The sequence below is a fragment of the Massilia sp. NBRC 108631 genome (assembly GCF_059704565.1).
The window spans coordinates 18052-31724 of sequence record NZ_BAAKJE010000186.1; the positions used below are offsets into that span (position 1 = coordinate 18052).

Consider the following 13673-nt stretch of genomic DNA (forward strand, 5'->3'; position numbering starts at 1 on the left):
CAAAGGTCAGGTGAGACTCACCGGGTAGGAACCCAGCACCTTGAAGAATGCGGCCTGGTCTTTCAGTTCCGCCAGGGCCTGTGCGACGGCCGCGTCGTTCACATGGCCGTCCACGTCGACGTAGAAGTAGTACTCCCAGGTGCCGATGCGGGCCGGGCGGGATTCGAAGCGCGTCATCGACACGCCGTGCTTGGCCAGCGGCGCCAGCAGCTGGTACACGGCGCCGGCCTTGTTCGGCACGGCCAGCACCAGCGAGGTGTGGTCCTTGCCGGACGGCAGCGTTTGCAGGTGGCCGATGACGGCGAAACGGGTGCGGTTGTGCGGGTCGTCCTGGATGTGGCCCTTGACCACGCCCAGCTTGTACTGCGTGCCGGCCATTTCGCTGGCGATGGCCGCCACGCTGGCGTCGTCGCCCGCCATGCGCGCCGCTTCGGCGTTGGAGGCCACCGCGCGGCGCTCGATGTTGGGGTAGTTCTGGTTCAGCCACACCTGGCACTGCGCCAGCGCCTGCGAATGGGCGCAGATCACCTGCACGCCGTCCATATTGCCGGTCTTGGTCATCAGGCTGTGGTGCACCGCGATGGCCACTTCGCCGCTGATCAGGGTGGTGGTGCCCAGCATCAGGTCCAGCGTGCGGTTGATGGCGCCTTCGGATGAATTCTCCACCGGCACCACGCCGAAATCGGCGGTGCCGGCCTCGGTGGCGCGGAACACTTCGTCGATGGAGGCGCACGGCAGGCCTTCGACGGCGCTGCCGAACTGCTGGTACACGGCCTGCTCGCTGAAGGTGCCCACCGGGCCGAGGTAGGCCACGGTGACGCGCTTTTCCAGCGCGCGGCAGGCCGACATGATTTCGCGGAAGATGGTCTGCACGTCGGTGGCGACCATGGGGCCGGGGTTGCGGTCGGCCACGCCGCGCAGCACCTGGGCTTCGCGTTCGGGCCGGAACACCGGCGCGTTGGTCTCGGCCTTGACGTGGCCCACTTCCTGCGCCACCTTGGCGCGCTGGTTCAACAATGCGAGGATCTGCGCGTCGATCGCGTCGATCTGCTCGCGCAGGGGTTTCAGTTTATCGTTCATGAAGGTTGCCTCAGGGGCCAGCGCTCAGCGGCCGGCGAATTCGTTCAAGTAATCGACGAGGGCTTGCACGCCCTCGATAGGCATGGCGTTATAAATGGATGCACGCATGCCGCCGACGGACTTGTGGCCCTTCAGCTGCAACAGGCCGCGCGCTTTGGCGCCGGCCAGGAATGCTTCGTTCTTGCTTTCGTCGCGCAGGTAGAACGGTACGTTCATGCGCGAACGGTATGGCGGCAGGACGCGATTCTGGTAGAAGTCGTCCGCATCGAGCGCGGCGTACAGCAGCGCTGCTTTTTCCATGTTGCGGCGTTCCATCTCGGCCACGCCGCCCTGGCGCTTGAGCCACTGGAACACCAGGCCGGCGATGTAGATGCCGTAGGTGGGCGGCGTGTTGTACATCGATTCGTTGTCGGCCACGTTCTTGAAGTCGAACGCGGACGGGCAGAACGGCAAGGCTTTGCCGATCAGGTCGTCGCGCACGATCACCACGGTAACGCCGGCCGGGCCGATGTTTTTCTGCGCGCCGCCGAAGATCAGGCCGTACTTGGACACGTCCACGGGGCGCGACAGGATGTGCGAGGACATGTCGGCCACCACAGTGGTGTCGCCCTGTGCGGTGGGCACGAAATCGATCTCCACGCCGTCGATGGTCTCGTTGGTGCACAGGTGCAGATAGGCCGCGCCCGGCGTCAGCTTCCATTCGGCCTGCGGCGGCACGAAGGTGTAGTTGTTGTCCTTGGCGCTGGCGGCCACGTTCACCCTGGCGTAGCGCGCCGCTTCCTTGATGGACTTGCTGGACCAGGAACCGGTCTGCACGAAATCGATGGTGGCGTCGCTGCTGCCGACCAGGTTCATCGGGATGACGGCGTTCTGCGACAGGCCGCCGCCCTGCATGAACAGGATCTTGTAGTTGTCCGGCACCGCCAGCAGCTCGCGCAGGTCGCGCTCGGCCGCGCGGTAGATGGAGATGAATTCCGGACCGCGGTGGCTCATTTCCATGACGGACATTCCACTGCCGTTCCAGTCCAGCATTTCAGCGGCGGCCTGGGCCAGCACTTCTTTCGGCAATACGGCTGGGCCGGCGGAGAAATTGTAGATATTCGTCACGTCTCTTTCCTTATTTTTTTACGATGTTGGCCGTCATGTCCTCGACCATCTTGCCGATGCGCGGCATGATGATCTTCTGGCTCGCCACCATGGATTCCTGCATTACCTTGGGCATGGTCGACAGCATCTTGGCGCCGATCGGGCTGCGGTAGAAGGCCAGCAGCTGGCGCATCTCATCGACGCTGTAGTTGCGCGCGTAGATGGCGGTGGTTTCGCGCTCCAGCTCATCCAGCATGGCCGGATCGTTGAACAGCTTCTGCATGGAGGCCATCATGCCGGGGACGGCTTTTTCGATCTCGGCCTGCATCGCCTTCTTGTCGGCGGCGCTCAGCCCCTTGCCCTTGCTTTCCACCATCGACGCCGTCATGGCCTGCATCATGCTCGGCAGCTGCGCCGCCGCTTGCTGCATCGACGCCTGCATCAGGCTGCGCGCGTTGATCGCGTCCATCAGCTGCCTGGCTGCGGCGGTGGACTCGGCCGTGGCCGCGCCGCTGGGCGCGATACCCTGCGCAGCGGCAGGAACGCAGGAAAACGCCAGGGCGGCGGCCAACAGTGCAACGATTTTCTTCACAGGTTTCCTTTTGAAATGTAAAACGGGGGCAATGTCATTGTCGCATTATTCTGCGTACACGACACTGCCCCCGCTGTGGCGGGTTACGGCTTGCGCCTCACCCGCCCTACGCTGCTGCTTACTCCGGCGCCGATTCCGAAGCATCCGGGGTCGCGTCCGGCGTGTCCGGCGAGGCAAGCGCGCCGCCGGACGGCTCCAGTTCCACCTCGTCGATATCGGTTTCCACGATGCGCTGCAGGCCGGACAGCTTGGTGCCGTCTTCCACCGCGATCAGGGTCACGCCTTGCGTGGCGCGGCCCATCTCGCGGATCTCCGCCACCCGCGTGCGGATCAGCACGCCGCCGGTGGTGATCAGCATGATCTCGTCGGTCGGTTCAACCAGCGTGGCGGCAACCACGCGGCCGTTGCGCTCGGAAGTCTGGATGGCGATCATGCCCTTGGTGCCGCGCCCGTGGCGGGTGTACTCGGTGATCGGGGTACGCTTGCCGAAGCCGTTCTCGGTGGCCGTCAGCACGGACTGCTGCTCGTTCTCGGCCACCAGCAGGGCGATCACGTTCTGGCCCTCTTCCAGGTTCATGCCGCGCACGCCGCGCGCGGTGCGGCCCATCGGACGCACGTCGTTCTCGTCGAAGCGCACCGCCTTGCCGGCGTCGGAGAACAGCATCACGTCGTGCTGGCCGTCGGTCAGCGCGGCGCCGATCAGGAAGTCGCCCTCGTCCAGGTCGACCGCGATGATGCCGGCCTTGCGCGGGTTGCTGAAGTCCTTCAGCGGGGTTTTCTTCACGGTGCCCAGGCTGGTGGACATGAACACGTAGTGGTCTTCCGGGAAGGTGCGGTTTTCGCCCGACAGCGGCAGCACCACGGTGATCTTCTCGTCGTCCTGCAGCGGGAACATGTTCACGATAGGCTTGCCGCGCGAGTTGCGCGAGCCTTGCGGCACTTCCCACACCTTCAGCCAGTACATGCGGCCACGGTTGGAGAAGCACAGGATGTAGTCGTGCGTGTTGGCGATGAACAGCTGGTCGATCCAGTCCTCGTCCTTGGTGGCCATGGCCTGCTTGCCGCGCCCGCCGCGCTTTTGCGCGCGGTATTCGGAGATCGGCTGCGACTTCATGTAGCCCAGGTGCGACAGGGTCACCACCATGTCCTGCGGCGTGATCAGGTCTTCCGTGCCCAGGTCGGTGGCGTTGTGCTCGATGGTGGAGCGGCGCTCGTCCTTGCTGCCGTATTCCAGCTGCGCGGCGGTCATCTCGTCGGTGATGATGGTGGTCACGCGGGACGGCTTGGACAGGATGTCCAGCAGGTCGGCGATCAGCGCCATCACGTCCTTGTACTCGTTGACGATCTTGTCCTGTTCCAGGCCGGTCAGGCGCTGCAGGCGCATTTGCAGGATTTCCTGCGCCTGGTCTTCGGACAGCTTGTACAGGCCGTCCGGCTGCAGGCCGTAGTGCTTCGGCAGGTGCTCGGGGCGGAACGCCTCGATGCCGGCCTGGCCTTCGTCGCCGGTGCGGGCCAGCATTTCGCGCACGATGGACGAATCCCAGCCGCGCTCCATCAGGGCCGTTTTCGCCACCGGCGGCGTCGGCGCGGCCTTGATGATGGCGATGAAGTCGTCGATATTGGCCAGCGCCACGGCCAGGCCTTCCAGCACGTGGCCGCGCTCGCGCGCCTTGCGCAGCTCGAACACGGTGCGGCGCGTGACCACTTCGCGGCGGTGCGACAGGAAGCACTGCAGCATCTCTTTCAGGTTCAGCAGCTTGGGCTGGCCGTCGACCAGCGCCACCATGTTCATGCCGAAGGTGTCTTGCAGCTGGGTCTGCTTGTACAGATTGTTCAGCACCACTTCCGGCACTTCGCCGCGTTTCAGCTCGATGACCACGCGCATGCCCGACTTGTCGGATTCGTCGCGGATGTCGGAAATGCCTTCCAGTTTCTTGTCGCGCACGTTTTCGGCGATGCGTTCGAGCAGCGACTTCTTGTTGACCTGGTACGGCAGCTCGTCGACGATGATGGCGGTGCGGCCGCCGTCCTTGCCGTACTCTTCATAGTGGGTCTTGGCGCGCATCACCACGCGGCCGCGGCCGGTGCGGTAGCCGTCGCGCACGCCGGACACGCCGTAGATGATGCCGGCGGTCGGGAAGTCCGGCGCCGGGATCAGTTCGATCAGCTCGTCGATCGAGCAATCCGGGTTGCGCAGCACGTGCAGCGCGCCGTTGATCACTTCGGTCAGGTTGTGCGGCGGGATGTTGGTGGCCATGCCCACCGCGATACCGGACGAACCGTTGATCAGCAGGTTGGGGATGCGGGTCGGCAGGACGGTCGGCTCTTTTTCCTTGCCGTCGTAGTTCGGTGCGAAATCGACCGTGTCCTTGTCGATGTCGGCCAGCATTTCGCCGGCGATCTTGTCCAGGCGGCACTCGGTGTAACGCATCGCTGCCGCGTTGTCGCCGTCGACCGAACCGAAGTTGCCCTGGCCGTCGACCAGCATGTAGCGCAGCGAGAAATCCTGCGCCATGCGCACCAGCGTGTCGTAAATCGAGGCGTCGCCGTGCGGGTGGTATTTGCCCATGACTTCACCGACCACGCGCGCGCATTTGACGTAGGGGCGGTTCCAGACATTATTCAGTTCGTGCATCCCGAACAGGACGCGGCGGTGTACCGGCTTCAGGCCGTCGCGCGCATCCGGCAAGGCACGGCCCACGATCACGCTCATGGCGTAATCGAGGTAGCTCTTGCGCATCTCTTCTTCGAGGGAAATTGGGATTGTTTCTTTTGCGAATTGATCCATGGGTGGGTTTCGTCTGTTCTTTACTGAGGTTGACTTATCTGTTACGCACGCTGACCGTGATTAACCCGCTGTCCGCAGACAAGCGTACGATTTTAGCATGCGCGCCATGGCTGCTGCGCAATTCCGCCGCCGGCCCGCTGCCAGCCCGCGCCGCCGCATGTCATGGAGCGGAAATAATGAAACGTTATTATTTCGCCCGACGTTGCGCAAAAACAACATTTTGGTCGATTGCGGCCCGGATTCAGTTTGCGCTGTTCGTATTCCGTTCCGATGCCTATGGCAAAATGGACGAGAAGTTAATTGCTTGTTTCGCAATCGGGAACCGGCGCGACATAGGGGCGTATGGTAGGATGCGGCCCACGTACCAACGTCGCGCAGTTTTTCTGCGGATATCACCCCGAAAGGAAGAAAAAATATGAATAAATATGTTGCATCGATTTTTGCTGCGTCGGCAGTGATCGCTGGTTCCGCCATGGCCCAGCAGCCAACCACCCCGCCTTTCGCCCCAGTGACCCAGGACATCAAAGCAGCCACGCCCAAGAGCGCCTACGTGCAAGATGCACGCGGCGTGATCGCGCGTGATCCGTTCGGCCTGTGCTGGCGCACCGGCTACTGGACCCCGGCTGACGCCGTGCCAGGCTGCGATCTGCCGATCTGCGTAGAACCGGAAAAACTGGAAAACGGCAAGTGCGTCGCACCGCCGCCACCAGTGGCCCCAGCACCAGCCCCGGCGCCAGCCGCCACGCCCGCGCCAGCCCCGGCGCCAGCGCCAACCTCGGAAAAAGTCAGCTTCGCAGCGGACGCCTTCTTCGACTTCGACAAAGCCGTGCTGAAGCCTGAAGGCAAAGCCAAGCTGGACGACCTGAGCTCGAAACTGGGCGCCATCAACCTGGAAGTCATCATCGCCGTGGGTCACACCGACTCCGTGGGCACCGATGAATACAACCAGAAGCTGTCGATCAAGCGTTCGGAAGCCGTCAAAGCCTACCTGGTCTCCAAAGGCGTGGAAGCGAACCGCGTGTACACCGAAGGCAAAGGCGAGAAGCAGCCAGTGGACGACAACAAGACCGCCGCCGGCCGCGCTAAAAACCGCCGCGTGGAAATCGAAGTGGTGGGCACCCGCAGCAAGTAATTCGTAGATAGCAACATCGCTCAAGCCGCCCGGTTCACGCCGGGCGGCTTTTTTTGCGCGCTCTTCGCATGCTTTTTGTTACGCACACGCTTTGGCGCCAGGCAAAATCCCGCTATCATGCGGATATGAATGCCGACCCTCTAGAAATCCAAAAATTTAGCGAACTGGCCCACCGCTGGTGGGATCCCACGTCCGAATTCCGTCCCCTGCACGAAATCAACCCGCTGCGCCTGGAGTGGATCAACGCGCGCGCCCCGCTGGCGGGCAAGAACGTGATCGACATCGGCTGCGGCGGCGGCATCCTGGCCGAATCGATGGCGCGCAAGGGCGCCAAGGTGACCGGCATCGACCTGTCCGAGAAGGCGCTCAAGGTGGCCGACCTGCACAGCCTGGAAAGCGGCGTGCAGGTGCGCTACAAACTGATCGCCGCCGAAGAGATGGCCGCGCAGGAAGCCGGCCAGTACGACGTGGTGACCTGCATGGAAATGCTGGAGCACGTGCCCGATCCGGCCGCCATCGTGCGCGCCGCCGCCACGCTGGTGAAACCGGGCGGCCACGTATTCTTTTCCACGCTGAACCGCAATCCCAAGTCCTACCTGTTTGCCGTGATCGGCGCCGAGTACGTGCTGCGCATGCTGCCGCGCGGCACCCACGACTACGCCAAGTTCATCACGCCGGCCGAACTGTCGCAATATGTGCGCAGCGCCGGGCTGCAGGTGAACGGCCTGAAGGGCCTGGGCTACAACCCGCTCAGCAAGATCTACTCGCTGAACGACGACACCAGCGTCAATTACATGGTGGCCACCAGCCGCACCGACTGACTCTCCCTCTTAACGGCGGCTGCGGCCGCCCTCTCACCATCCCCTTCATGAGCCATCCTGCCCCCTTGCCCGCCCCGCGCGCCGTGCTGTTCGACCTGGACGGCACGCTGGCCGACACCGCGCCCGACCTGGCTGCCGCCGTCAACCTGCTGCGCAGCGCGCGCGGCCTGGAAGCCACGCCCTACGAACTGCTGCGTCCCACCGCGTCGGCCGGCGCGCGCGGCATGATAGGCGCGTCCTTCGGGCTGACGCCGCAGGACGCCGGCTTTGACGAGCTCAAGCATGGATTCTTCGACAACTACGAGGCCGCCATCGCGGTGCACAGCACGCTGTTCGACGGCGTGCCGGCGCTGCTGGCCGGACTGGAAGCGGCCGGCGTGGCCTGGGGCATCGTCACCAACAAGCCAGCCCGCTTTACCGACCCGCTGCTGCCGCTGATCGGCCTGGCGCACGCCGGCTGCGTCATTTCCGGCGACACCACCGCGCATGCCAAGCCGCACCCGGCCCCGCTGCTGGAAGCGGCGCGCCGCCTCGGCCTGCCGCCGGAAGCGTGCTGGTACGTGGGCGACGACCTGCGCGACATCCAGGCCGGCCAGGCCGCCGGCATGGCCACCGTGGCTTGCGCCTGGGGCTATTGCGGCGCCACCGAACCGGCCGCCTGGAACGCCGACTATTTATTGCCGACGCCGCAATCTTTGTTGCAGCTTGTGCAAACAGTGTTGGCTGCGCGCGCCGGAAACGCGCTGGCAGCCTGATAGATTGTCACACGACCATTGCCGTACGGAAATTCTCCCAGTAAGATAAACGGGAAATCAAACACGATGAAAGCCGGAGTACGCACATGACTAGCGATGAACTAATCGCCGACGCCGCTGCGCGCAGCCATACGCCGCAGAGCTGGGATGTGACGGTGTCCGAATCCAAGTTTTACTGGTACGACCTGCTGACGGATTTCCCGCCCATCCCCGACTTCCGCGATCCGCTGGGCCGCTACCTGCGCCGCATGCAGTTCGCGGTGGAAGCGACCATGGAAAAGCGGCTGATGTACATGCTGGTGAGCCGTCCCAAGCTGCGTTTCGACACGTCGCGCTCGACCAGCTGGGGCTTTTTCGGCCTGAAGCTGAGCATTCCCATCCTGGTGGGCGCCGACCAGAAGCGCGACGCGCTGACCATCGAGCTCAACACGCCGGAGGACGCCACCTTAAAGAAGCCCACGGTGCAGGTCTTCGAGCGTTTCATCACGCTGAACTGGGGTTCGATGATCGAAACCTACTCGATCCACGACCTGCTGCAGAATTTCAACACCAAGCACGACTACCCGACCAAAGTGCACTACGTGGGGCAGACGCGCGACCCGGCCGGGCGCCTGATCAAAGGCCGCATCAGCGGCGTCAACCGCGCTTGCGACAACAGCGGCCCGGACAATGACAACTTCCTGCTGATCCAGCGCATGGACTTCAGCACCGGCGCGCCGGTAGTGACCGACGGCGCCTCGGACGAGTTGCACGACCTGATGCTCAAGGACCAGATGGACCTGCTCGAGTGCATACTCATCAAGTACTTCGAGAAAGACGACGAGAAAATGCGCAGTCCGCGCGAAGTGCAGGCCCGCGAAGCGCGCGTGGCAGCGCTATACCAGGCGCACATGCTGCAGCGCCTGCAAGTGGACCTCGGCTTGGAAGCGCCGGACGCGTTCCAGAACCTGTTCTCGGACATGGTAAAAGTGTCCGACCGGCACCTGTTCGAAGTCACTTTCAAGGGAACCGAGCCGGTGTTCCGGGTGCCGGGCAAGGTGTGACACCCGGGTCAGTCGGCATTGAAATCGGCAACCAGATATTGACAACAAACCATCCCATAAGTTCCCCCGTCAAGCTCGCGCATTGAGTACTGAGCCTGCCCGAGTTTTCCGAGAGACACCTTTAGCGATGCAACAAGGAAAGTTTTTTGCCTCCGTGATTGCTCGCCAGACACTGTTCGCAACGGCCGGCAAAGCGTGATACACGAGGTCAAGGAATGGAGTACAATAGTAAGTCTGTGGGGACGACCTGGCTTCGACGTGGGTTGCAAAGCAGAACAGGGCATACCGAGGCCTGGTTACCTCGTAAATACACCCAGAAATCAATAACTGCAAACGATAACTCGTACGCACTGGCAGCTTAATTGCTGTTAGCTCCTCAACGCTTCTTCCCTGGGGCGGGCCGTTAAAAGCTGAGGAGTCATTTACAGGGAATCGCGCTATAACGGGTCACTTGAAGTAGCGCTAAATCTAAGGTGAATCGCTGGTACGTAACGTGCACATCCGTGCCGTACCGGTTAAATTAAATGATAGTGCTAAGTATGTAGAACTGTCTGTAGAGTGCTTGCGGACGCGGGTTCGATTCCCGCCGTCTCCACCACCAACACCTAAAGGCTCTTGGTTTTTCAGTTGTAAGTCCTTGATTTTAAAGGATTTATGATAAAAAAGACTAAGAGCCTTTTCCTATTCTGCGGTTGCAAATTCATAGTGGATCACCCTAGTGGATCACCCGACCCACTACTATGAAAATCGCATCTCACCTTTGGCACTCCCCTCTTGGAGTGTTCTACTTCCGTGTTACCGAAAAAAGTAATGGAAAGCAAGTTTCCAAAAGGGTAAGCTTACGCACCAAAGACCCTGTACAAGCGAAACAACTTGCTATCAGGCTGATTGCAAAAATGGCTGAGAGTGGCACCACAATGAGCAAAATTAAAAAATTCGAGATCGCTGTTAATGAAAATGGCTTGACCTGTTGATTTGCAGCTAAATCTGACCCACTTCAGCGCATAATTTGCACACGAAACTGACCCACGTATAAGACACAATCCTGCTCATGACATTGAGTGGGGAATTGGAGTGATCGACGTGGCATTACTAGGCATTATTCGACGCTGGCACATTCGCGACCAGGTCCCTTTGAGAGAGATCGCCAGGCGTTTGGGCATCTCTAGAAACACGGTCCGACGCTATCTGCGATCGGAAACCATTGAGCCAGCCTACTCTGAGCGGCGCTCTACCCGCGCCATCGACAAATACGCTTTCCAGCTTTCTGCGCTCCTGAAGACCGAGGCGGCGCGATCACGCAAACAGCGGCGTACGCTGAAACAGATCCATGAGGACTTGAAGGAATTGGGATTCGAGGGGTCTTACGACAGGGTCGCGGCGTTCGCGAGGACCTGGAGGGAGGGTCAAACTGAGAGGGTCAATCCGGCCAGCAAACGAACAATGTAAAAGCTGATTTGTTTGAAGTTCAACAAAACTTGGAGTTACCGCGAACCCGTCCAATGTCCACACAAAATCAACCAAGCTGTTAGCTTCTGTAATTGCATTAGATACCTCTTCACCGAAATTTTTGAAGTCTGACTTCATAGCAATGATTCCCAACAGGGGTTTAGTGCTAGAGTGATTATGGAATCCTACATTTTTATTGAAACCATTGAGATTTTGATCAGTTTTGAAATCAGCTGATTGCCCTGTAGAGTCAACAATTTGTTAAATGTGCGCAAGAGCATTGGCTAATGATTTTCTATTTAAAGTTCGTTTTGCTTCTATTACACCTGTAACAACTTCAATGGGAAGGACTTCAATTTTAGAATCCGCCAGTTTCAGCAATGGCGGTGCAGAAACATCAGCAATCAGAATATCACATTGAGGCAAATTTTTATTATTAATGAGGAGGTCAGGGGTTGCTACATATCCACTTGTAACTTTGAATTGCCCTGGAACTATATAGCGCTCAAGAATATTGCGAATGAATTGTTCACAAAGTGATCCGCTTGTTTTAAGTTCGCCATCTAAACCACCTTCTCTTTGGAGAAGTAGCTCAGATTCAGCTAAAGTAGCCTCTAGCTGTTGCAATTGAATCTTATAGAGATCGGTGATAGTTGGCATAATATTTTAAATATTGGCAGAATTTACTATTATTCCTGAGAAATCTGATTAGTTGATAAAACTTTCACTTCAATTTCTCGGATTTGCTCCGAAGTCATCTTCTTAGCATAGCTTTCCATGCTTCCAATCCTCAATACAAACGGTGCATCATTTGATGATTTGAACGCAATTCTATACTCTTTTTGGTGTTCAAATCTCTTCTGCTTGAAAAAGATAGCTTTATCAGCTTCAAAGCTGCCATCAAAGGACTCATGATCATAATAGCTTACAAGTCGCTTATTAATTCCAATACCATGTTCGCTTTCGTAATTTTTGAGTGCATTCATAAATGGTTCGACAGCGTAAATCAAAACTGCATACTCCCCCATTTCAAAGCATTCCTCATGCAGCTTCATTCGCTCATTTACAGAATCAATTCTTTTTTGTAGCTCGTCATCATCAAGCTCTTCATCAGAAAATTCTTGAAACTTATCACTAATATAAATCGCATACATGCAAAATATATTGTGAGATAAATTTTCATCTGTATGAACTGTAATAGGACCTGAAAAATCGCTTTCTTTCAGTACAATTGAGTCCCCACCTTTTACAGGGGTTAGTTTAAGAATCTTACCTTTAGGCTGTATAAGTGCGGCAACTCCTTCAAGCGGATCACCTCTACCATCTGAACCTTGCTCTAAATTTCTAAAAAATTTTAGGGTATTGCAATACAGATTTCCTTTCAAGAAATCATCAGCCCATTCCTCTTTTTCGAAGAATTTGATAAGACAGTAAATTCTAGAAGTCATGCTCTACCTTTAATATTAAAAACCCACCTTGTGGTGGCTTTTTCACATAGCTCTCATTACTTCTTGCAAGTTTTCGGCTCTTCCAATAGCTTTAGAATAAGTGCTGACTACTTTATCCAATTGGAATTTCGTGGAGATTGGTTGTTTGTGCGAACCAAGATACAATCCATTAAAATTAGGGTTCTTTCTATTAATTCTGATTTCCATTCCCATATCAAGATGCTTGCTGAAGTTTTCCGCATCAGTCAACAGCCCTTTCAATCGTTCATATTCCTCAAAATTCTTCTGCAAGATAGATATGTACAGAACCATATCCTTTCCATCTATCGTGAAAAGAGTTCCGTTGTATCTTCTATCAGGTCCAGGAATGTAATACACGACTGACCAACCGTTATAATGAACAATTAGCGAGCCACCACAATCAAGAGTCTCTTTTATCTCAGACATTGGCAGTGGAATCCCCGCTTATTTCCTCCAACATTTTATATAAATCAAAAAGTTTTAAGACTGTATCATTGTGAATCGTTTTCATGAACTCGTTCAAGTCTGTTTTTTTATTTTTTGATGAGCTTATTTCTATGCACAATTTACTATAATCGTTGTGTATAAGAGGTAAGTATTGATGCTTCTGCATGTTTGAGATTTTTTTCAATAACCTGTAGCCTTTATCTCGAAGGAATGCAGATAGTTCTGTTGCGAATTTTTCATGTTGTGGGTAAGTGAAGGTAATTGCTTCTGCGAGAGTCCCATTTAACGTAACTCTGTCTTCAGCTATTTCTACAACTTCCCCATCTTCGTTTTTGAATTTTAAATTATCAAAAATTAAAAATATCGCAAAGCCTAAACTATCAATCATTGCATGAGAGTTCGAGATAAAAGAGAAGGCATATGTTTCGTAGAGATCTCTTGATGTGAAATGTTCATCAAGCTTATTGCCGAGCCTTTCTTTTAGCAGTGCGAGTTTTGTTGAGCTTTCTTCAAAATCACTAAACAAAATGACTGAGTAATTCACTCTTTTTTGAAGAGACTGCAAGCAACGATTTATTCTTGCTTTTTTCTTTTCTTCTTTTATGTTTTTCAGAAAATCTTCCACTACGATTCCTGTCATGCTTATCTCCAATATGGTTCTATAGATTTTTACATGGAAATTAGTAGACCCCATGTGAACTCTAGTTCGGTAGAGTCATAGCTTGCAAGAAAGTGTCAAAAACACAAAAATTTCAGCACGGCATCTATGCTACAATATACACTCGCAAACCATCTTTTAGGTGGTTCACTTTGGTGGTTCACATCGAAACCATCGCAGAAGAAAAAGTGAGAAAAATCAAGGATTTGTAGGCGTTATGGTGTCAACGGGTCAACTCCCGCCGTCTCCACCACCGAACAAATAAAATGGGCCCCAAGCGCAAGCTTGGGGCCCATTTTATTTGTTCGGTAGCGCAGCCAGCGGAATCGGATCCGCGTCCGCCCCGGCGGACG

At 56.6% G+C, this 13673-nt stretch carries 14 protein-coding genes, 1 other RNA gene and 1 pseudogene; 8 read left to right on the plus strand and 8 right to left on the minus strand.

Annotated features, from left to right (window positions below; genetic code table 11):
* Positions 1 to 6: 6 nt before the first annotated feature.
* The 4 genes from pheA to gyrA form a co-directional block, all read right to left on the minus strand.
* Positions 7 to 1080 carry a prephenate dehydratase gene (gene pheA / locus AC6H42_RS20505; RefSeq protein WP_057158911.1) on the minus strand — a complete coding sequence of 358 codons (1074 nt, stop codon included), beginning with the start codon at positions 1078 to 1080 and terminating at the stop codon, positions 7 to 9.
* A 24-nt stretch (positions 1081 to 1104) separates the two neighbouring features.
* Entirely contained in the window at positions 1105 to 2187 is a 1083-nt protein-coding gene (serC, locus tag AC6H42_RS20510) for a 3-phosphoserine/phosphohydroxythreonine transaminase (RefSeq protein ID WP_057158912.1), read from the minus strand.
* Positions 2188 to 2197: 10 nt separating this feature from the next.
* A complete protein-coding gene (locus tag AC6H42_RS20515; RefSeq protein WP_497548826.1) occupies positions 2198 to 2758 on the minus strand; it encodes a DUF2059 domain-containing protein in 561 nt (186 codons plus the stop codon).
* Positions 2759 to 2876: 118 nt separating this feature from the next.
* A complete protein-coding gene (gene gyrA, locus AC6H42_RS20520) occupies positions 2877 to 5546 on the minus strand; it encodes a DNA gyrase subunit A (protein WP_057158914.1) in 2670 nt (889 codons plus the stop codon).
* On the opposite strand from gyrA, the gene AC6H42_RS20525 reads away from it, so the two are divergent.
* From AC6H42_RS20525 to AC6H42_RS20560, 8 genes and pseudogenes are all read left to right on the plus strand, one after another.
* The gene (locus tag AC6H42_RS20525) at positions 5516 to 5965 is read left to right on the plus strand and encodes a hypothetical protein (RefSeq protein ID WP_162249958.1); all 450 of its coding nucleotides are present in this window, start codon (positions 5516 to 5518) and stop codon (positions 5963 to 5965) included. The genes gyrA and AC6H42_RS20525 overlap by 31 nt on opposite strands.
* Entirely contained in the window at positions 5962 to 6678 is a 717-nt protein-coding gene (gene ompA, locus AC6H42_RS20530) for an outer membrane protein OmpA (RefSeq protein WP_057158915.1), read from the plus strand. Before AC6H42_RS20525 ends, ompA begins: the two co-directional genes overlap by 4 nt.
* 125 nt (positions 6679 to 6803) lie before the next feature.
* The gene (ubiG, locus tag AC6H42_RS20535) at positions 6804 to 7499 is read left to right on the plus strand and encodes a bifunctional 2-polyprenyl-6-hydroxyphenol methylase/3-demethylubiquinol 3-O-methyltransferase UbiG (protein ID WP_057158916.1); all 696 of its coding nucleotides are present in this window, start codon (positions 6804 to 6806) and stop codon (positions 7497 to 7499) included.
* 47 nt (positions 7500 to 7546) lie between these two features.
* Positions 7547 to 8254, plus strand: a complete 708-nt coding sequence (locus AC6H42_RS20540; RefSeq protein WP_057158917.1) for an HAD family hydrolase — start codon at positions 7547 to 7549, stop codon at positions 8252 to 8254.
* Positions 8255 to 8340: 86 nt separating this feature from the next.
* Positions 8341 to 9297, plus strand: coding sequence for a hypothetical protein (locus tag AC6H42_RS20545; protein WP_057158918.1), 957 nt, complete (start codon positions 8341 to 8343; stop codon positions 9295 to 9297).
* Positions 9298 to 9535: 238 nt separating this feature from the next.
* Positions 9536 to 9895: a transfer-messenger RNA gene (gene ssrA / locus AC6H42_RS20550) on the plus strand.
* A 142-nt stretch (positions 9896 to 10037) separates the two neighbouring features.
* Complete coding sequence (locus AC6H42_RS20555) at positions 10038 to 10271, plus strand: hypothetical protein (RefSeq protein WP_497548827.1); 234 nt, start codon at positions 10038 to 10040, stop codon at positions 10269 to 10271.
* A gap of 100 nt (positions 10272 to 10371) precedes the next feature.
* Positions 10372 to 10701, plus strand: a pseudogene (locus AC6H42_RS20560) (helix-turn-helix domain-containing protein); the annotation flags it as partial.
* A gap of 306 nt (positions 10702 to 11007) precedes the next feature.
* Here the strand turns inward: AC6H42_RS20560 and AC6H42_RS20565 are convergent.
* From AC6H42_RS20565 to AC6H42_RS20580, 4 genes are read right to left on the minus strand one after another with little or no spacing between them, the layout of a single operon-like run.
* On the minus strand, positions 11008 to 11406 hold the full coding sequence (locus tag AC6H42_RS20565) for a DUF6602 domain-containing protein (protein ID WP_497548828.1): 399 nt from the start codon (positions 11404 to 11406) through the stop codon (positions 11008 to 11010).
* Positions 11407 to 11435: 29 nt separating this feature from the next.
* Complete coding sequence (locus tag AC6H42_RS20570) at positions 11436 to 12194, minus strand: hypothetical protein (RefSeq protein ID WP_497548829.1); 759 nt, start codon at positions 12192 to 12194, stop codon at positions 11436 to 11438.
* Positions 12195 to 12236: 42 nt separating this feature from the next.
* Positions 12237 to 12641 (minus strand): hypothetical protein, encoded by a 405-nt coding sequence (locus tag AC6H42_RS20575; protein ID WP_497548830.1) that lies wholly within the window; start codon positions 12639 to 12641, stop codon positions 12237 to 12239.
* A complete protein-coding gene (locus tag AC6H42_RS20580) occupies positions 12634 to 13302 on the minus strand; it encodes a hypothetical protein (RefSeq protein ID WP_497548831.1) in 669 nt (222 codons plus the stop codon). The genes AC6H42_RS20575 and AC6H42_RS20580 overlap by 8 nt, the downstream gene beginning before the upstream one ends.
* Between the last annotated feature and the right edge of the window lie 371 nt (positions 13303 to 13673).

Coding starts and splice junctions, on each gene's coding strand:
- ompA (WP_057158915.1), top strand. CDS start 5,962: ATGAATAAATATGTTGCATCGATTTTTGCTGCGTCGGCAGTGATCGCT.
- AC6H42_RS20555 (WP_497548827.1), top strand. CDS start 10,038: ATGAAAATCGCATCTCACCTTTGGCACTCCCCTCTTGGAGTGTTCTAC.
- AC6H42_RS20575 (WP_497548830.1), bottom strand. CDS start 12,641: ATGTCTGAGATAAAAGAGACTCTTGATTGTGGTGGCTCGCTAATTGTT.
- pheA (WP_057158911.1), bottom strand. CDS start 1,080: ATGAACGATAAACTGAAACCCCTGCGCGAGCAGATCGACGCGATCGAC.
- ubiG (WP_057158916.1), top strand. CDS start 6,804: ATGAATGCCGACCCTCTAGAAATCCAAAAATTTAGCGAACTGGCCCAC.
- AC6H42_RS20545 (WP_057158918.1), top strand. CDS start 8,341: ATGACTAGCGATGAACTAATCGCCGACGCCGCTGCGCGCAGCCATACG.
- AC6H42_RS20580 (WP_497548831.1), bottom strand. CDS start 13,302: ATGACAGGAATCGTAGTGGAAGATTTTCTGAAAAACATAAAAGAAGAA.
- gyrA (WP_057158914.1), bottom strand. CDS start 5,546: ATGGATCAATTCGCAAAAGAAACAATCCCAATTTCCCTCGAAGAAGAG.
- AC6H42_RS20570 (WP_497548829.1), bottom strand. CDS start 12,194: ATGACTTCTAGAATTTACTGTCTTATCAAATTCTTCGAAAAAGAGGAA.
- AC6H42_RS20540 (WP_057158917.1), top strand. CDS start 7,547: ATGAGCCATCCTGCCCCCTTGCCCGCCCCGCGCGCCGTGCTGTTCGAC.
- AC6H42_RS20565 (WP_497548828.1), bottom strand. CDS start 11,406: ATGCCAACTATCACCGATCTCTATAAGATTCAATTGCAACAGCTAGAG.